The sequence below is a fragment of the Nonomuraea sp. NPDC003707 genome, assembly GCF_053587055.1.
In genome coordinates, this window is record NZ_JBSFNK010000008.1 from 58,492 (window position 1) to 76,453 (window position 17,962).

Annotated in this window: 12 protein-coding genes and 2 pseudogenes; 11 read left to right on the plus strand and 3 right to left on the minus strand. The window is 70.4% G+C overall.

Annotation, left to right across the window (positions count from 1 at the left end; genetic code table 11):
* The first annotated feature begins 2 nt into the window (after positions 1–2).
* The 4 genes from ACWDRB_RS22070 (at position 3) to ACWDRB_RS22085 (ending at position 4,986) form a co-directional block, all read left to right on the plus strand.
* Positions 3–1,055, plus strand: a complete 1,053-nt coding sequence (locus ACWDRB_RS22070; protein ID WP_449896386.1) for an NAD(P)-binding domain-containing protein — start codon at positions 3–5, stop codon at positions 1,053–1,055.
* A 137-nt stretch (positions 1,056–1,192) separates the two neighbouring features.
* Positions 1,193–2,851 carry a protein kinase domain-containing protein gene (locus ACWDRB_RS22075; RefSeq protein WP_449896388.1) on the plus strand — a complete coding sequence of 553 codons (1,659 nt, stop codon included), beginning with the start codon at positions 1,193–1,195 and terminating at the stop codon, positions 2,849–2,851.
* A 113-nt stretch (positions 2,852–2,964) separates the two neighbouring features.
* Positions 2,965–3,963: a coiled-coil domain-containing protein gene (locus ACWDRB_RS22080; RefSeq protein WP_449896390.1), complete on the plus strand. Its 999-nt coding sequence runs from the start codon at positions 2,965–2,967 to the stop codon at positions 3,961–3,963.
* A 12-nt stretch (positions 3,964–3,975) separates the two neighbouring features.
* Positions 3,976–4,986 (plus strand): aldo/keto reductase, encoded by a 1,011-nt coding sequence (locus tag ACWDRB_RS22085; RefSeq protein ID WP_449896392.1) that lies wholly within the window; start codon positions 3,976–3,978, stop codon positions 4,984–4,986.
* Between the two features lie 59 nt (positions 4,987–5,045).
* Here the strand turns inward: ACWDRB_RS22085 and ACWDRB_RS22090 are convergent, their stop codons facing one another.
* Complete coding sequence (locus ACWDRB_RS22090) at positions 5,046–6,527, minus strand: sugar ABC transporter ATP-binding protein (RefSeq protein WP_449896394.1); 1,482 nt, start codon at positions 6,525–6,527, stop codon at positions 5,046–5,048.
* 560 nt (positions 6,528–7,087) lie between these two features.
* Here ACWDRB_RS22090 and tnpA point away from each other — a divergent pair.
* Positions 7,088–7,498 (plus strand): annotated as a pseudogene (gene tnpA / locus ACWDRB_RS22095) (IS200/IS605 family transposase).
* 6 nt (positions 7,499–7,504) lie between these two features.
* The gene (locus tag ACWDRB_RS22100; protein ID WP_449896396.1) at positions 7,505–8,794 is read left to right on the plus strand and encodes an RNA-guided endonuclease InsQ/TnpB family protein; all 1,290 of its coding nucleotides are present in this window, start codon (positions 7,505–7,507) and stop codon (positions 8,792–8,794) included.
* An 81-nt stretch (positions 8,795–8,875) separates the two neighbouring features.
* Here the strand turns inward: ACWDRB_RS22100 and ACWDRB_RS22105 are convergent.
* Both ACWDRB_RS22105 and ACWDRB_RS22110 read right to left on the minus strand, forming a co-directional pair.
* Positions 8,876–9,175, minus strand: a pseudogene (locus ACWDRB_RS22105) (hypothetical protein); the annotation flags it as partial.
* A gap of 266 nt (positions 9,176–9,441) precedes the next feature.
* Positions 9,442–10,242, minus strand: a complete 801-nt coding sequence (locus tag ACWDRB_RS22110; RefSeq protein ID WP_350740321.1) for a DeoR/GlpR family DNA-binding transcription regulator — start codon at positions 10,240–10,242, stop codon at positions 9,442–9,444.
* Between the two features lie 162 nt (positions 10,243–10,404).
* On the opposite strand from ACWDRB_RS22110, the gene ACWDRB_RS22115 reads away from it, so the two are divergent.
* From ACWDRB_RS22115 to ACWDRB_RS22135, 5 genes are all read left to right on the plus strand, one after another.
* A complete protein-coding gene (locus ACWDRB_RS22115) occupies positions 10,405–12,936 on the plus strand; it encodes a PA14 domain-containing protein (protein WP_449896398.1) in 2,532 nt (843 codons plus the stop codon).
* 269 nt (positions 12,937–13,205) lie between these two features.
* On the plus strand, positions 13,206–14,282 hold the full coding sequence (locus tag ACWDRB_RS22120; RefSeq protein WP_449896400.1) for an ABC transporter substrate-binding protein: 1,077 nt from the start codon (positions 13,206–13,208) through the stop codon (positions 14,280–14,282).
* A gap of 1 nt (position 14,283) precedes the next feature.
* Complete coding sequence (locus ACWDRB_RS22125) at positions 14,284–15,996, plus strand: sugar ABC transporter ATP-binding protein (protein ID WP_449896402.1); 1,713 nt, start codon at positions 14,284–14,286, stop codon at positions 15,994–15,996.
* Positions 15,989–16,948 carry an ABC transporter permease gene (locus ACWDRB_RS22130; RefSeq protein ID WP_192783201.1) on the plus strand — a complete coding sequence of 320 codons (960 nt, stop codon included), beginning with the start codon at positions 15,989–15,991 and terminating at the stop codon, positions 16,946–16,948. The genes ACWDRB_RS22125 and ACWDRB_RS22130 overlap by 8 nt, the downstream gene beginning before the upstream one ends.
* Positions 16,945–17,898 carry an ABC transporter permease gene (locus ACWDRB_RS22135; RefSeq protein WP_350740333.1) on the plus strand — a complete coding sequence of 318 codons (954 nt, stop codon included), beginning with the start codon at positions 16,945–16,947 and terminating at the stop codon, positions 17,896–17,898. Before ACWDRB_RS22130 ends, ACWDRB_RS22135 begins: the two co-directional genes overlap by 4 nt.
* Positions 17,899–17,962: the final 64 nt, after the last annotated feature.

Below are 17,962 nucleotides of genomic sequence, written 5' to 3' on the forward strand. Positions count from 1 at the left end.
TCGTGGAAGAGACCGAAGTGGTGGTGATCGGCGCCGGGCAGGCCGGGCTGTCCGGCGCGTACTTCCTGCGCCGGTACGGGTTCGAGCCGGTCGTCCTGGACGCGGCCGACGGCGCGGGAGGGGCGTGGCGCCACCGGTCGCCGTCGCTGACCATGGACAAGGTGCACGGCATCTTCGACCTGCCCGGCATCGCCCGTCCCCCGGGCGTGGACGGGCGCCGTCCCGCCGCCGAGGTGGTTCCCGCGTACTACGCGGCCTACGAGGAAGAGCTGGGGCTGGACGTCGTACGGCCGGTGCGGGTCGCCTCCGTCCGGCACGGCGACGGCGGCCGGCTGGTGATCGGCACGGACGCGGGGGAGTGGTCGGCCCGCGCCGTGATCAACGCGACGGGCACCTGGACCCGGCCCCACTGGCCCTACTACCCAGGCGCGCCGGACTTCGCGGGCCGCCAGCTCCACTACGCGGGTTACCGGGGGCCGGAGGAGTTCGCGGGGCGGCGCGTGATCGTGGTGGGAGGCGGGGCGTCGGCGATGCACGTGCTGTCGGAGATCGCCGGGGTCGCCGCGACCACGGCCTGGGTGACGCGGCGGCCGCCGGTGTTCCGGGACGACGACTTCGGCGAGAACGCCCGGCGCGAGGCCGTCGCGCTGGTCGAGGCGCGCGTGCGCGCGGGGCTCCCGCCGCAGAGCGTGGTGAGCGTCACGGGCCTCGGCTACAGCACGGTCGTACGCGAGGCCCTGGCCAAGGGTGCGCTGGAACGCCTCCCCATGTTCCGGCGCATCACCGCGGACGGCGTCACCTGGTCTGACGGCCTCCATCTGGAGGCGGACACGATCGTCTGGGCCACCGGCTTCCGCTCGGCCCTCGACCACCTCACGCCCCTGCGGCTCAGGGAGCCGGGCGGCGGGATCAAGGTGGACGGCACCCAGGCCGTCAGGGAGCCGGCCCTGCAACTGGTCGGATACGGCCCCTCGGCCAGCACCATCGGCGCGAACCGCGCCGGACGCGCGGCGGCGCGCAACGTCCACGGCTACCTGGCGCGGCAGGCGGCCTGACCGAACCTACTATGCGAAGTAGTAAGAATACCGATTGCGGCAGCGGTCCGGTTACTCCCGCGAAGGGACTCGACACGGGGTGTGACCCCAGGTTAGCGTCCTGACATAAGGATCTTTATCCGGTCAGGAGGTCCCACATGGAAGTTCCCGGCTACACCGAGATCCGGGAACTCGGACACGGCGGGACAGGCCGGGTGATGCTCGCCGTACGGGACTCAGACGGGCTGGCCGTCGCGATCAAGCACCTGTCCGAGCCGCTGCGCGCGGACGCGGGCTTCGTCGAGCGGTTCCGGGCGGAGGCCGAGGTCATCCGCGAGATCGACAGCCCGCACACCGCCCGCCTGCTCGAATACGTCGAGGGCCAGGACGACGCCGTCATCGTGATGGAGCTGGTCGACGGCGTCACGCTGCGGCGGCTGCTGGAGCACGAGGGGGCGACGGGCCCGGAGGCGGCGCTCGTGGTGCTGAAGGGCGCGCTGCTCGGGCTGGCCGAGGCGCACCGGCGCGGTGTCGTCCACCGGGACTTCAAACCCGAGAACGTCATCATCACCCAGGACGGCCAGAGCAAGCTCGTCGACTTCGGCGTGGCGGCCCACTTCGGGGAGACGGCCGCGCTCGTCGGCACGCCCCCGTACATGGCGCCCGAGCAGTGGGACGACGGGCCGGCCAGCGCCGCGACCGACGTGTACGCCGCCACGCTGGTGTTCTTCGAGTGCCTGACCGGCCACCGCGCCTTCCAGGGTGAGAACGTGGCCGCGCTCGCCTACCAGCACCAGCACATCCTGCCCCCGCTTGGGGAGGTCGAGGAGCCGCTGCGGCCGCTGCTCGAACACGGCCTGGCCAAGGACCCGGCCGGGCGGCCCGCGTCGGCGGAGGCGTTCCTGGCCGAGCTGGAGGGGGCCGCGCTCGCCGAGTACGGCGAGGAATGGGAGACGCGCGGGCGGGCCGGGCTCGGCATCTTGATGCTGCCGCTGGCCGCGCTGTTACCGAAGCCGCAACCGGTTGCCGAGAGCACCACCAGCGTGGTGCAGAGCACGCTGGCGCCGGCGGCCAAGTTCGCGGTGACGGGCGGGCTGGTGCTGGCGACCGCCGCCGCGGTCGTGTCGGCGTTCGTGATCCTGGGGGACTCGCCGGAGCCGGGGCCTGGGCCGGGCGTCGCGCTGCCGCCCGCCACGTCCGCCGCGCCGGAGCCGTCGCGGACCCCGGCGCCGGCCTCGCCGACCTCCGCGCCGCCGACGTCCGCCGAGCCCACCCCGAGCGGGTCGGTCACGGGGACGCCGCCCGTCACGTACGCCGGTCAGCCGACGGCTCCCCCTACGGCTCCTCCCACGGCTCTTCCCACGGGCGGCCCCGGCTCGCGGCCGCCCACCGCCACCCGGGAGCCGACCCGGGAGCCGACCCGGGAGCCGACCCGGGAGCCGACGCGGTCCGGCCGGCCGACCGAGCGGCCCACCACGCGGCCGCCCACCGGCGAACCCCCGGCCACGAGACCCCCGGCGACCAGGCCGCCGGCCACCCAGCCGCCCGCCACCCGGCCTCCGGCCACGAGCGCGCCCGACCCCGGCACGCCGCCCGCGACCAGGAACCGGGAGCCGCTCATCTCCGTCTCCGTCAAGGTGTCGGTGAACCTGCCGATCCTCGGCGGCGGCGGCGATGACGGGCTGCTGGACGCCGACATCGACCTCGGTCTGGGGTCGAGCCTCCTGGGGATGGTGGTCGTACCGGGCTCGGTATTGGTCGGACGGCAGATCGTGGCGCGGAGGGTACGACGGCCGCGCGATACCGAAAAGTTGTGAGTTGTGTGCGGAGCGGGATGATCCCCTACTATCAGCAGTCGGATAGAGGGCGTCCCCCCGGCCTGGATTACTGCTGACCGGAACCTGCCCTGCGGCTCGGGGTGAGGAGAAGTGTGGCGGTTGCGTCCCACGCCGACCGGCTACGCGGACTGGTCCGTACGCTCTCCGCGGCGACGCTCGCCGTGGCGCTGCTGACGGCGGGGGCTCCGGCGCAGGCCGCGCCCAAGCCCACGGTGAAGCAGCTCAAGAAGGAGCTCGCCGCGCTGCAGAAGGACTCGGACAAGCTCATCGCCGACTACTACAGCAGCAGAGTCGCCCAGCAAAAAGCCGATAAATCGGAAAAGTCGGCGCGGGAGAAGCTGGCCGCGGCCCAGGCGGTCTACGATCGCGAGTCCGCCGAGCTCCGCGCCATGGCCGTCGCCCAGTACATCGGCGGCGACCCCGGCCAGATCTCCATGCTCACCTCCGACCGGGACCCGACGTCGCTGCTCGGCCGGTTGGCGCTCAACCAGCACCTCGTCGTGCTCCAGGAGACCCGGCTGCGCGGCTACGCCCAGGTCAGGGACGCCCACCAGCAGGCCAAGGACGAGGCCGACGCGCGCGCCAAGGAGCTCGCCGAGACGGTGGACGAGCTGGAGAAGCGCAAGAAGAAGGCCGAGAAGCAGATCGACCGGATCAAGGAGAAGATCGACCAGCTGTACGTCGGGCCGGGCGTGCGGCGGCCGGACGGCACGTGGGTGCCGCAGCTGCCCGGCGGGGCCGACAACATCACGCCCCGGATGCGGCTGGTCAAGCAGCTCGTCCAGGAGCGGTTCGGCGTCCCGAACGGGATCGGGTGTTACCGGGCGATCCAGGACGGCGGCGAGCATCCGCTCGGGCGGGCCTGCGACTTCATGCTGAGCCGCGGCGGCGCGATGCCGTCGGGGGCGGAGGTCGCGCGCGGCAACGAGATCGCGGAGTGGGCGATCAAGAACTCGAAGCGGCTCGGGATCATGTACATCATCTACCGGCAGCGGATCTGGCACGCCAGGACGGGCTCCTGGCGCACCATGTCGGACCGGGGCGGCACGACGGCCAACCACTACGATCATCCCCATATTTCGGTCTATTAGGGGGTTCGGGCGATGCGCTATCGGCTGCTGGGCAACACCGGGTTACGGGTGTCGGAGCTGTTCCTCGGGGCTATGACGTTCGGGGAGCAGGGCGGGGTGGGCGCGCCGATCGAGGAGTGCCGCCGCATGCTCGACCTGTACGCCGATGCGGGCGGCAACGTCGTGGACACGGCGATCAACTACCGGGGCGGGGCCAGCGAGGCCATCGTGGGCGAGCTGCTCGAAGGCCGCAGGGACCGGTTCGTCCTGTCCACCAAGTACACCGTCAGCCGGGACGGCGCCGACCCGAACGCGGCCGGCAACCACCGCAAGAACCTGCGGCTGTCCCTGGAGACCAGCCTGCGCCGGCTCCGGACCGACTACGTGGACATCTACTGGGTCCACCTGTGGGACCGGCACACGCCGATCGAGGAGACGATGCGCGGTCTCGACGAGGCCGTGCGGTCCGGCAAGGTGCTCTATGTCGGCATATCCGATGCTCCGGCGTGGGTGGTGTCGAGGGCCAACACGGTCGCCGAGTTCCGCGGGTGGGCGCCGTTCGCGGGGCTGCAGGTGCCCTACAGCCTGCTCCAGCGGGACATCGAGCGGGAGCTCCTGCCCATGGCCGAGTCGTACGGGATGAGCGTGACCGCCTGGAGCCCGCTGGCCGGAGGGATCCTGTCCGGCAAGTTCACCCGGGGGACGGCGCAGCCGGGGACGCGGGTGGCGGCCGACTCGGTCAGCGAGCACGACCACACGGTGGCGCGGGCGGTGCAGGAGGTGGCCGACTCGCTGGGGGCGTCGAGCTCGCAGGTGGCGATCGCGTGGACCCGGGCACGGTCGCGGGCGGTGCTGCCGATCGTGGGGGCGCGGACGGTGGAGCAGCTGGCTGACAACCTCGGGGTGGTGGACGTCGACCTTCCGGAGGATGCCGTACGACGCCTGGACGAGGCGACGGGCTTCACCCTCGGCTTCCCCGCCGACTTCATCGCACAGACCTCACCCTGGGTCTTCGGCGAAGCCTCCCGCCACCTGGACGCCTGACCCTCCCGCCACGTGGATGCCTCACGCCACCCTGGCCCGCTGCTGCTCCCGACCTGGGGCTAGTCCTTGGCCAGGGCCGCCAGCAGCCGGTCCTCCGTCACCTCGGGCCCGACCAGCTGATCGGTGATCGCCCCGTCGCGCAGGACGACCACGCTGTCGCAGTTCTCCACCAGCTCGCTCACGTCCGACGAGATCAGCAGGATCGCCAGCCCGTCCACCGCCAGCTCGTCCAGCAGCGCCTGCATGTCCACCTTCGTCGCCACGTCCACGCCCCGGGTCGGCTCGTCCAGCAGCAGCACCTTCGGGTGCATGGCCAGCCACCGCGCCAGCAGCACCTTCTGCTGGTTCCCGCCCGACAGCTCCCCGGCGGGCTGCCGGGGGGAGACGGCCTTGATCCCGAGCCGCTTCATGAACGTCGCCACGATGCTGTCCACCCGCGCGTCCGACACGATCCCCGCCCGCGACAGCCGGGGCAGGGCCGCCAGCGCGATGTTGTCGCGCACCGACAGCGTGGGCACGATGCCCTCGGTCTTCCGGTTCTCCGGCACCAGGCCGACGCCGGCGCGGATGGCGTTCCTGATCGACCACTTGCGGGAATGCGCCCCCGCCACCGTCACCTGGCCCGCGTCCACCGGCAGCACGCCCGCGATGGCCCGGGCCGTCTCGCTGCGCCCCGCGCCGAGCAGCCCGCCCAGGCCGACCACCTCGCCGGCCCGCATCGCGAGCGACACCCCGTCCAGTACGTGATGGCGGGTCAGACCCTTGGCCTCGAGCACGGGCAGGTCGGCGGACTCGGCCGGCTCGCCGGTGTGCAGGGTGGGCTCCACGGGGTGGAACGGCCGTCCCAGCATGAGCGAGACCAGCCGTAACCGGTCGAGCCCCGCCAGCGGTCCCGTGTGCACGACCCGCCCCTCGCGCAGCACGGTGACCCGGTCGCAGATCTCGTACAGCTCCTCCAGCCGGTGCGTGACGTACACGACCGACCGGCCCTCCTCGCGCAGCCGCCGCACGGCCCCGAACAGCGTCTCCAGCTCGCCGTGCGCCAGCGCCGACGTGGGCTCGTCCATGATGACCACCCGCGCGTCCGCCGAGGCGGCCCTGGCCAGCGCGACGAGCTGGCGCGCGCCCTCGCCCAGCGCGCCGAGCGGCCGGCGCACGTCCACCTCCAGCCCGTACGCGGCCAGCACCCGCTCGGCCTGCGCGTGCACGGCCGCGGAGTCGATCAACCCGAGCCGCCCCCTGGGCTCCCTGCCAAGGAGGAGGTTACGGGCGACGCTCATGGTCGGTACGAGGTTCGTCTCCTGGTGGACGGTGGCGATCCCGGCCCGCTTGGCGTCGGCCGGGCTGGCGAACCTGACCGGCTCACCCATGAGGCGCAACTCGCCCGCGTCCGGCTGGTGGACCCCGGAGAGCACCTTCACCAGGGTCGACTTGCCCGCCCCGTTGCCGCCGATCAGCGCATGCACCTCGCCGGGGCGCACGGACAGGGTGACGTGGTCGAGGGCGGTGACACCCTGGAACGTCTTGAGAACGCCTGCCACCTGTAGCACGGTTGCCTCCGCCTCGATCGTGGTCGAGGAAGGAAACATTACAGTAACGGCCTTGTCACATTCGATCAGAAACGAGCGCAACCCGTCACACCCACTCCGTCGCTACGACCCCAACCGTCCACCCTCGGTGCTCCAGCGCCAATGGGGTCGAGTCCCGAGCCCCCTCGCTTGGCACTGGAAGCCGTACGCCGACACCGTCAACCGGGCGTTGGCGTGGTGAATCCCGAACCCTTTCAGCGCGTTCGGGGAGAGAGCTCGCGAGCGGCTATCCCTATGAGGCGGTGAAGCTTGGTCGGGACCGCGTGAGTTCCAATCAGCCATCAGCGGGTTGGTGTAGTCGGCGAACGCCCATTCGGGCGGGATCAGCCCCCAGCCCGGTGATGGTGAAGTAGGCGACGAACGCCAGATCCGTGAGCAGCATCAACGCCTTAGTGACGGGTTGCACGGTCGATCGGAAATCTGGGGCGCGGACCCCTGGCTTCAGCCATGGGGGCAAGCCCTTCTGTCGAATCTTTGAGCGGTAGATAGATCGGCGCTGTACATTGATCCGTGTGGCTGTGACCTTGCGTCAACGGTCGCGCACGAACGGCAACATCGCCTTCCAGTGCACCTTTCACGTGATGTGGCGCCCCAAGTGCCGCAGGCGGGTGCTGGGCGGGCGGATCAAGGCGCGGCTGAAAGAGCTGATCCGCGAGGTGATCGAGGAGAAAGGGGCATGACTGGTGGAGATGGAGGTCATGCCCGACCACGTTCACCTACTCGTCGAGGTGGATCCGCAGTTCGGGATCCACAAGCTGGTCAAGGCTATCAAGGGCCGCTCCTCCGGCGTCCTGCGTCAGGAGTTCCCGAGCTTGACGTCCAGACTTCCAACACTGTGGACCTGCACCTGCTTCGTGGCCACCGTGGGCGGGGCTCCCCTGGATGTGGTCAAGCGGTACGTCAAGAACCAGGAGAACCGGTGATCGCGGATGCTGACCGGACGTAAGTACCGCCTGGGCCTCACACCTGAGCAGGCGGAGTTCGCCGAGCGGATCGGCGGGGCCTGCCGCAGTGTGTGGAACACCGCCCTGGAGCAGCGCCGCGCCTACCGTCGCCGGGACGCGTGGATCGGCTACCACGAACAGGCCCGCCAACTCGTCGAGGCGAAGGCCGAGTTCGCGTGGCTGGCAGAGGTGCCCGGCCACTGCCTTCAGCAGACGCTCCTCGACCTGGACCAGGCGTGCAGCCGGCACGGTACGTGGAAGGTCCGCTGGAAATCGAGGGTCAGGAACGCCCCGAGCTTCCGGTTCCCCGAGGGCGGAAAGATCGCCATCGAGCGGTTGAACCGGCGTTGGGCGCGGGCGAGGCTCCCCAAGCTCGGCTGGCTCCGCTTCCGCATGACCCGCCCGCTCGGCGGCACGGTCAGGAACGCCACCGTCAGCCGGGACGGCAAGCACTGGTATGTGAGTTTCCTCGTCGAGGACGGCGCGCTCGCACCCGAGCGGCATGCCGGCCCGGGCAGCGCGGTCGGCATCGACCGGGGTGTGGCCACGGTCGTCACCCGCTCGGACGGCATCTTCCACCATCAGGTGTTCGCGCGCGAGCGGGAGGTCGAACACGCGGCCACGCTTCAGCGTCGCCTGGTCCGCACGCGGAAGGGCTCTGTCCGGCGCAAGCACGCCGCCGCGAGGCTCGGCAAGGCGCTGGCGAAGGTGCGGCGTCGCCGTGCTGACTTCGCTGCCAAGACCGCCCACGCCCTGGCCACCAGCTTCGAGCTGATCGTGTTCGAGGCCCTGGCGACCAAGAACATGACCGCCGGAGTGGAGCCCAAGCCGGACCCCGGACAGCCGGGTGCGTTCCTGCCCAATGGGGCTGCGAGCAAGTCAGGTCTGAACCGGTCCATCCTGGACAAGGGCTGGCACCGGATCGAGTTGGCCACCCGTAGCAGGGCCCGCTACACGGGCACCTGTGTGATCACTGTCAATCCGGCGTACACGAGTCAGATGTGCAACGTGTGCACGGTGGTGGATCGGAAGTCCCGTGAGAGCCAAGCGGTCTTCCGGTGTACCTCGTGCGGCCACGCCGAGCACGCCGACGTGAACGCCGCCAAGAACATCCTCACCGCCGGGAGGGCGGAGCACGCACAACCCAGACCGGGTGTGCGGGCTGGGGCGCGCAAACCACGCGACCGCGTGGGCCGGAAGGCGAACCGCCAAGCAACAGCAGCTCAGGGCCACGCTACGGCGAGCCCCGAGCTGGCTGGAATCCCCCGACTTTAGTCGTGGGGAGCGCTTCAATTCCTCCATCAGGTAGCGTCTGGTCTGTTCGTGCAGGGCCGCGTCCGGTTTGCCGAAGCCGAGTAGCCTGGCCGCCCACCAGCCGTCGATGGCCAGCCGTACCGCCGTCGCCGCGGCCGGGTCGATGCCGTCGTCGGTCAATCTGGCCTGCCAGGCGGCGAACCGCTCTCTCAGCGGCGCAAGCCCTGCCGGATCCACGAGCACCGCGGCCGGCAGCGCGGCGGTCACCCGGTCGGCCGGAGCGTTGGCCGCCGTGTGCTGTTCGGGGATCGTCGCGTTCAGGTAAGCGCGCAGAAAGTCGCCCGGTTCGGCACCGGTCTCGGCCGGAGCTCGGTCGAAAGCCTTGGTCAGGCGGTCGACCATGGCGGCGACCAACCGGCCCGCGCCCGTTCGCCAGCCTGCGTTAACCGCCTTCGGTCCGCGCCTGTTCGCCAGTCAGTGTTCGGCTGCGTTTGCTCGTCCGCTTTCGCGCGCTTGGCTGCGCCCGTGTTGGCGTGGCCGTTCGCCCGGGCATGGTCGCTGTGCCTGTTTCGTGTCGAGCCTCCGCCCGCGGATGTCGCCCACCGGGGCCGGGTCCAGGGGCGTGTACGGGCGAGGTCGGGGCGCTTGGCCGGTTGGCCGGAAGGGGGTCAGAACTGGGCGATGTGGAGGCGGACGCCGCGGGCGCTCAGGTCGTCGAGTACGTCCCGAGGTGCCGCGTCGTCCGTGACCAGGTGGTCGATCCGGTCCGGCGGCACCGTCTGGACCATCGTGTCCACGCCGATCTTGGTGTGGTCGGCCAGCACCACGACCTCCTCCGCGGCCGCCGCCAGCGCTCGGTCGACACCCGCCACCTGCATGTTGGGTGTCGACAGGCCGCGCTCGGCCGTCAGGCCGTTGCCCGAGATGAACGCCCGGCGCACCCGCAGCCCCGCCAGCGAGTGCTCGGCGGCGCTGCCCACCAGGGCCAGGATCGAGCCGCGCAGCGTGCCGCCGGTGAGCATCACCTCCACCCGCGGCGTCCCGGCCAGCACTTGGGCGACCAGCAGGGAGCTGGTCACCACGGCCAGCTCGGAGTGCCTGGTCAGGCGGCGGGCGAACTCCTGCGTGGTGGTGCCGGGCCCGATCACGATCGCGTCGCCGTCCTCGACGAGGGCGGCGGCCAGGTCGGCGATGGCGGCCTTCTCGGCCGACTCGAGTGACACCTTGTGCGCGTATCCGGCCTCGCGCGACAGCTCGCCGGGCAGGGTAGCGCCGCCGTGGTGGCGGTTGAGCAGGCCCTCCGACTCCAGCGCGCGCAGGTCGCGGCGGACGGTGACCTCGGAGGAGTGCACGGCCTGGGCGAGCTCGCGCAGCGACACCGCGCCGTTGGCGCGCACCAGCTCCAGGATGCGCTGCCGGCGCTCAGCGGCGAACACGGGTCTGCGTCCGTCGCTCTGCGTGTCGCTCACGTCCCGATCATAGTGGACAGGCCAAGATGAGTTCACCTCTGATCGTATGAGAACGAATTTGATCGAAAATCTTGACCGGCTCGGTCCATCGGTGCTTACTTGAGAGCGTGTCAGGGTCAAAAGCTGTCCGAACCTGATCGGCGCGTTTCGAAAGGACCCCCCGTGCGCAAGCGCCTCGCGTTCCCGCTGGCCGTACTGATGTCACTGTTATGGCAGCCGTCGCTCCCCGCCACCGCCGCAGCTCCCGACCAGGCCGCCGCCGCCCCGAACGGGCTGCGCGGTGACTATTACCTCGCCTCCGGGGCGGGCAAGTTCGACTTCGCCGAGCTGAAAGCGAGCATCGTCGACCCCAACCTGGAGCTGACAGACCTGAATCCGACGTTCAGGCTGCTGGCCGGCAGGGATGACGACGTCTCCGTACGGTGGACGGGTCAGATCCAGCCCAAGTACTCCGAGACGTACACCTTCTCCATCATCGGCGACAACGGCTTCCGACTCTGGGTGGACGGCAAGCCGATCATCGACCACTGGGTGGACGACTGGGACCGGGAGCAGACCGGCACCCCGATCGCCCTGGAGGCGGGCAAGAAGTACGACGTCAAGGTCGAGTACTTCGAGCACTTCGGCGGCGCGAACCTGCGGCTGCGCTGGCAGAGCCCGAGACAACCGAAGCAGATCGTGCCCGCGGAGGCGTTCACGCTGCCCGAGGGGTTCGCGCCGCCCGGACCGTCCGACGCCAGGGTGAACGCGGCCGGTGACGTCGCGGCGCTGACGTTCGCCAAGCCCCTCGGCGCGCTGCCGGCGGACGCCCTCAGCAAGCTGGACATAACGGTCGCAGGCACCAAGTGGCCCACAAGCTCAGTAATCCTGAAAAATCCGCAAACGGTGGAGCTGAAGCTCAAATATCCGATCCCGTCCAAGGCCGGCAGCAGCATCCGCGCCGCCTACAACGGCACCGGCGGCCTCACCTACGCCGACGGCAGCGCGGTCGAAGCCTTCCCGTACGCCTACGTCGCCAACGGCTCCGCCTACATCCTGCGGACGAAGTGGTCTGACGACGTCAACCCGGCCGGCCCGCTGCCCGAGTACCCCCGGCCCCAGCTCGTCCGGGACCGCTGGCGCAGCCTCAACGGCAAGTGGCAGTTCGCCCCCGCCAAGGCGGACGAGGCCGCGCCCGTCGGCCGCGACCTGCCCGAGCGCATCGTCGTGCCGTACCCGGTGGAGTCGCAGCTGTCCGGCATCGGCCGGCACGAGGAGCGCATGTGGTACCGCAGGACGTTCGACGTGCCCCGCTCGTGGCGCGGCGAGCGGCTGCTGCTGCACCTCGACGCGGTGGACTGGCAGTCCACGGTGTACGTGAACGGCAAGCAGGTCACCACCCACAAGGGCGGCTACGGCCGGATCACCGTGGACGTGACCGACGCGCTCAGGCACAGCGGCCCGCAGGAGCTGATCGTCGGCGTGTACGACCCGACCGACGCCGGCACCCAGGCCATCGGCAAGCAGCGGCTCGACCCGAGCGGCATCTGGTACACCGCGAACTCCGGCATCTGGCAGACCGTCTGGATCGAGCCCGTCGCCAAGCAGCGCATCGACCGCGTCGACACCGTGCCCGACCTGCGCGGCCAGGCGCTCTACGTGACCGTCCAGGGAACCGGCGGCACGGCGACGGTCACCGCCAGGGACGGCCGCCGCGTCGTGGGCAAGGTGACCGGCCCGGTGGGCCGCGAGCTCAGACTCCCGGTGCCCAACCCCAAGCTCTGGACCCCCGACAACCCGCACCTGTACGACCTGGAGGTCAAACTCAAGGATGACAAGGTCGAGTCCTACTTCGGGATGCGCTCCATCGCGGTCTCCGGCAACCGCATCCTGCTGAACGGACAGCCCGTCTTCCAGCTCGGCCCCCTCGACCAGGGCTTCTGGCCGGACGGCATCTACACCCCGCCGACCGACGAGGCGCTGCGGTACGACCTGGAGCAGACCAAGGCCCTCGGCTTCAACGCCGTCCGCAAGCACGTCAAGGTCGAGTCCGACCGCTGGTACTACCACGCCGACAAGCTCGGCCTGCTGGTCTGGCAGGACATGCCGGCGGCGTTCCGTACGGATGACAGACCTCAGTTCGAGGCCGAGCTGCGCGAACTCGTCGACCAGCACCGCAGCAGCCCGTCGATCATCATGTGGGTGCCGTTCAACGAGGGCTGGGGCCAGTACGACCAGGCGCGCATCGCCGATCTGGTCAAGAGCTGGGACCCGTCGCGCCTGGTGAACAACATGAGCGGGATCAACTGCTGCGGCGCGGTCGACGGCGGCAACGGCGACGTCAAGGACTTCCACATCTACCCGGGCCCCGGCAACCCCGGTAAGCCGTCGGGTACGCGGGCGAACGTGCTCGGCGAGTACGGCGGGCTCGGCCTGCCGCTGATCGGCCACACCTGGTCGGGCGGCGGCTGGGGCTACGCGGTCGAACCCGACCCGGAGGCCCTCACCACGCGGTACGTCGGGATGGTCAAGGAACTTGAGCGACTGCACGCCTGCGAGCAGCTCAGCGCCGCGATCTACACCCAGACCACCGACGTGGAGACCGAGCTGAACGGCCTGATGACGTACGACCGGGCGGTCACGAAGCCGGACGTGAAGCGCGTACACGACGCCAACACGGCCCTGACGAGCGCCATCAACCCAACCTGCACCTGAAACACCACACCTGGACCACCGCGCCCGTTACACGGAGCGCCTGAAACGCCGCACCTGAAACACCGCACCTGAAACACCGTGCGTGGAAGGCCGCACCTGGAAGACCGTGCGTGGGACACCGCGTCTGGGAGCCACGTGCGCAGATCCTGCTCGAACCGCGTGCGCCGAGCCCCGCCTCAACCGCGGGCGTGGACACGGTGCTCACGGGTGAACGCCGGTCGCCCGGGCCCCTGTGGCCCGGGCGCCGGGACTGATAGGAAAGGAACGCCATGACCCCCCATATCCGGACAGCCGCATTAACACTGGCCGTCCTCCTCACCGCGACCGCGTGCGCCAAGGCGGAGGCGCCGCAGAGCGCGCCCGCCGCCGCGAGCACGGCGGGGCAGCAGGTCGTGCAGTCGCCCTCCGGCTCGGCCGGGCCGACGTGCACGCTGGATCAGTTCGGCGGGACGAAGTTCGACCTCAAGACGGCCACGGTCGGGTTCTCCCAGTCGGAGAAGGAGGCCAACCCCTTCCGCATCGCCGAGACCAAATCGATCAAGGACGAGGCCGCCAAACTCGGCATCGCGAACCTCAAGGTCACCAACGCCCAGTCGCAGTTCTCCAAGCAGATCACCGACGTGCAGCAGCTCATCGCCCAGGGCGTACGGCTCCTCGTCATCGCGCCCCTGAACTCCGACGGCTGGGAGCCGGTCCTCCAGCAGGCCGCCGCCAAGAAGATCCCGATCATCACGGTGGACCGGAAGATCAACGCCAAGGCCTGCAGCGACTACCTGACGTTCATCGGCTCGGACTTCTACGAGCAGGGCAAGCGCGCCGCCGACCGCATGATCGAGGCGCTTGGAGGCGAGGGCAGCAAGAGCAGGGTCGCCATCCTCCTCGGCGCCCCGGGCAACAACGTCACCACCGAGCGGACGAACGGCTTCAAGGACCGCGTCAAGGAGAAGGCGCCCGAGATCACGATCTCGTTCGAGCAGACCGGCGAGTTCGCCCGTGAGAAGGGGCAGCAGGTCACCGAGCAGCTCATCCAGTCCAACCCCGACATCAACGGCATCTACGCCGAGAACGACGAGATGGCCCTGGGCGCCGTCACCGCGCTGAAGGGTGCGGGCAAGGAGCCCGGCAACATCAAGATCGTGTCGGTGGACGGCACCCGCAGCGCCGTCCAGGGCATCGCGGACGGCTGGCTGCACGCGGTCATCGAGTCGAACCCCCGTTTCGGGCCGCTCGCCTTCGAGACCGCGCAGAAGTTCCTCGACGGGCAGCCCATCCCGGACAAGGTGGTCATCTCCGACCGGGACTACGACACGGGCAACGCCAAGGACTCCCTCGGTGAGGCGTACTGACTTGGAACCGGTTCTCGAGGCCCGGGCGGTCAGCAAACGCTTCCCCGGTGTGCTCGCTCTCGACGGTGTGTCCCTCGCCCTCCGCCCGGGCGAGGTGCACGCCCTCGTCGGCGAGAACGGCGCGGGCAAGTCCACGCTGATCAAGGTCTTCACCGGCGTATACCGGCCGGACGGCGGCGAGCTGCGCTACCAGGGCGCTCCCGCCGCCTTCGGCACCCCCATGGAAGCGCAGCGCGCCGGGATCTCCACCATCTACCAGGAGGTCAACCTCGTCCCGATGATGAGCGTGGCCCGCAACCTGCTGCTCGGCCGCGAGCCGCGCGGCCGCTTCGGGGTGATCGACGCGGCCGCGATGCACGGGGAGGCGCAACGCGTTCTCGCCGGGTACGGGGTCGCGACCGACGTCCGCCGGCCGCTGCGCACCCTCGGGGTCGGGGCCCAGCAGATGGTCGCCCTGGCCAGGGCGGTCTCGGTGGACGCGCGGGTGGTCATCATGGACGAGCCCACGTCCTCGCTGGAGCCGCGGGAGGTGGAGACGCTGTTCGGGGTGATCCGGCGGCTGCGGGACGCGGGGATCGCCGTCATGTACGTCAGCCATCGGCTGGACGAGCTGTATCGGGTGTGCGACCAGGTGACGGTGCTTCGGGACGGCCGCGTCGCCCACTCGGGGCCGCTCGCTGAGGTGGAGCGGCTGCGGCTCATCTCGCTCATGCTGGGCCGCGACCTGAACGAGGTCCGTACGGGCGGCCTCACCCGCTTCTCCCGCACCCGCCACCGCACCGCCACCCTTGCATCGTCTACATCCTCCCCACCGGGTCCCACAGCACCGGCGGCCTTCGAGGGGTCTACGGCGTCGGCGGGGGCTGTGGGTGTGCCCGGTTCCGGTGCTTCGGTGACCGGCGGCGCCTCGACTGAGCCGCCGCTCGAGTCCGATGGGCTGGGCGTCGGGGTGGGTGCGCCTGTGGTCGAGGCGCGGGGGCTCACCCGCCGTCACGTTCTCGACGGCGTGGACGTGGCCATCGCGCCCGGTGAGGTCGTCGGGTTGGGCGGACTGCTCGGCGCGGGGCGGACCGAGACCGCGAAGGCCATCGTCGGCGCGCTCCCGCTCGACGGCGGCCAGGTGCTGGTGGCGGGCCGGCCCGTCCGTAAGGGGACGAAGGCGGCGATCAGGGCGGGGGTGAGCCTGCTGCCCGAGGACCGCAAGGCCGAGGGCATCATCCCGACCCTCTCGGTACGGGAGAACATCGCGCTGGCCGCCCTCCCCACTCTGGGTACGGCAGGCGTGGTGTCCGATGCGAAGATCGACCGGGTGGTCGGGATCTTCATGCGGAGGCTGAGGATCAAGGCCGCGTCGCCGCATCAGCTGGTGTCCGAGCTGTCCGGTGGCAACCAGCAGAAGGTGCTGCTCGCCCGCTGGCTGGCCGTGCGGCCCAAGGTGCTGCTGCTCGACGAGCCCACCCGGGGCATCGACGTCGGCGCGAAGGCCGAGGTGCAGGCGCTGATCGACGAGCTGGCCGAGGAGGGGCTGGGCGTGCTGCTGATCTCCTCCGACCTGGAGGAGCTGGTCGAGGGCGCCGACAGGATCCTGGTGCTGCGCGAGGGCGCGGTCGTCGGGGAGCTGTCGGGCGACGAGGTCACCGAGGAGAGGATCATGGCGACGATCGCGGAGCACACGGCCGTCGGTCAGGCGGGCGAGGAGCGGGGCGATGGCTGAGCTCACCGTGCAGGGGCGCGTCGCGGTGCTCAAACCGCGCGTGTTCGCCTGGGTCCAGGACTACGGCGTGTACGCGGCGGTGCTGGCGCTGCTGCTGTTCAACGTGCTGTTCACCCCGCACTTCCTGGACGCCGCGAACTTCCGCACCCAGCTCGTCCAGGTCACCCCCATCGTGATCGTCTCCCTCGGGATGGCGCTGGTGATCGGCACCCAGGGCATCGACCTGTCGGTCGGCTCGGTGATGGCGCTCGCGGCCGCGCTGGTCGTGCTCTACCTCGGGTACGGCTGGCTGCCCGCGCTGATCGTGGCCGTGGCCGGAGGCGCCGTGGTCGGGGCGGCGGGCGGGGCACTGGTGGCGTACGTCGGAGTGCAGCCGATCGTGGCCACCCTGGCGCTGCTGGTCGGTGTACGCGGGCTGGCGAACGTCCTGGTGCCGCAGCTCGTCGAGTTCCGCAACCCGGACCTGATCGCGCTCGGCAGCAGTTCGGTCGCCGGGATCCCGGTCATCGTGCTCATCGCGGCGGCGCTGACGGTGGTCGTGCTGTTCGTGGTGCGGCGGACCACGTTCGGGCGGCAGGTGGTGGCGATCGGCGGCAACCGGTCGGCCAGCGAGCTGTCCGGGCTGCCGGTCAAACGCGTGCTCCTGACCGTCTACGTGATCTCGGGGCTGCTGGCGGCGCTGGCCGGGGTGCTGGCCACGGCCCGGCTGCAGGCCAGCGACCCGACCTCGCTCGGGCTCTTCATCGAGCTGTCGGCGATCACGGCGGTCGTGGTCGGCGGCACCCCGCTGACCGGCGGCCGCATCAGGGTGCTGAGCACGGTCATGGGCGCGCTGCTCATGCAGTTGCTGTCGGCCACGCTGATCAAGCACAACCTGCCGCAGTCGTGGACCCAGATGGTCCAGGCGGTCATCATCCTGGCCGCCGTCTACGCCACCCGGGAGCGCCGATGAACCGTGAACAGGTGAGCCGCATCCTCCAGCAGCACGGCGCCATGATGGTGCTCGGCCTGCTGGTGATCGTGGGCAGCCTGGCGTTCGACTCGTTCGCCACGCCGGAGAACGCGGCCAGCGTCGTCGTGTCCTCGTCCTTCCTGGCGATCATCGCGATCGGGATGACGTTCGTCATCATCAGCGGCGGGATCGACCTGTCGGTGGGGTCGCTGTTCGTGCTCGGCGGCGTGCTGGCCGCGTACGGGTCGCAGTACGGGCTGATCGTGGCGCTGCTGCTGCCCCTGGCCGTGTGCGGGGTGGTCGGCCTGCTCCAGGGCCTGGTCATCGCGCGTACGGGGATGGCGCCGTTCATCGTGACCCTGGCGGGGCTGCTCGGCGTGCGCGGGCTGATGCTCGCGATCTCGAACGAGGGCGCCACCACCTATCTCGTGAAAAATCGGGCCTTCGCCACCCTCGGCCAGGGCGAGCTTCTCGGCCTGTCGTACCCCGTCTACATCACGATCATCCTGGCCCTGCTGGCGATGGTCCTGCTGCAACGCACCGGCTTCGGCCAGAACGTCTACGCCATCGGCGGCAACGAGCAGGCGGCGGCCTTCATGGGCGTCCCGGTCGTGCGCACGAAGGTCTACGTGTACGTGATGTCCGCCCTCCTCGCGGGCCTGGCGGGGGCGTTGAACGCCGCCCGGCTCTCCTCCGGCGTGACGATCCTCGGCATCGGCCTCGAACTGGACGCCATCGCGGCCGTCGTGATCGGCGGCACGTTGCTGACCGGGGGAGCGGGCGGCATCACCGGGACCGTGGCCGGCGTGCTGCTGCTCGGCGTCATCCAGAGCCTGATCAACCAGGTCGGGAGCCTGACGTCGGCGTTCCAGCAGGTGGTCAGCGGGATGTTCCTGGCGCTGGTCGTGGTGGCGCAGCGGCTGCTGAGCAAGGCGCAGCGGCTGACGTAAGGCGAGCCGTTCTGCCGCCACGCGGACGGGAGGAAGGCTCACGATTGATGTAAGCCGTTTGCAA

What these genes read in the sequence shown, in the direction of transcription:
- ACWDRB_RS22075 (WP_449896388.1), top strand. Translation starts at nt 1,193, where the DNA reads ATGGAAGTTCCCGGCTACACCGAGATCCGGGAACTCGGACACGGCGGG.
- ACWDRB_RS22120 (WP_449896400.1), top strand. Translation starts at nt 13,206, where the DNA reads ATGACCCCCCATATCCGGACAGCCGCATTAACACTGGCCGTCCTCCTC.
- ACWDRB_RS22130 (WP_192783201.1), top strand. Translation starts at nt 15,989, where the DNA reads ATGGCTGAGCTCACCGTGCAGGGGCGCGTCGCGGTGCTCAAACCGCGC.
- ACWDRB_RS22135 (WP_350740333.1), top strand. Translation starts at nt 16,945, where the DNA reads ATGAACCGTGAACAGGTGAGCCGCATCCTCCAGCAGCACGGCGCCATG.
- ACWDRB_RS22085 (WP_449896392.1), top strand. Translation starts at nt 3,976, where the DNA reads ATGCGCTATCGGCTGCTGGGCAACACCGGGTTACGGGTGTCGGAGCTG.
- ACWDRB_RS22100 (WP_449896396.1), top strand. Translation starts at nt 7,505, where the DNA reads ATGCTGACCGGACGTAAGTACCGCCTGGGCCTCACACCTGAGCAGGCG.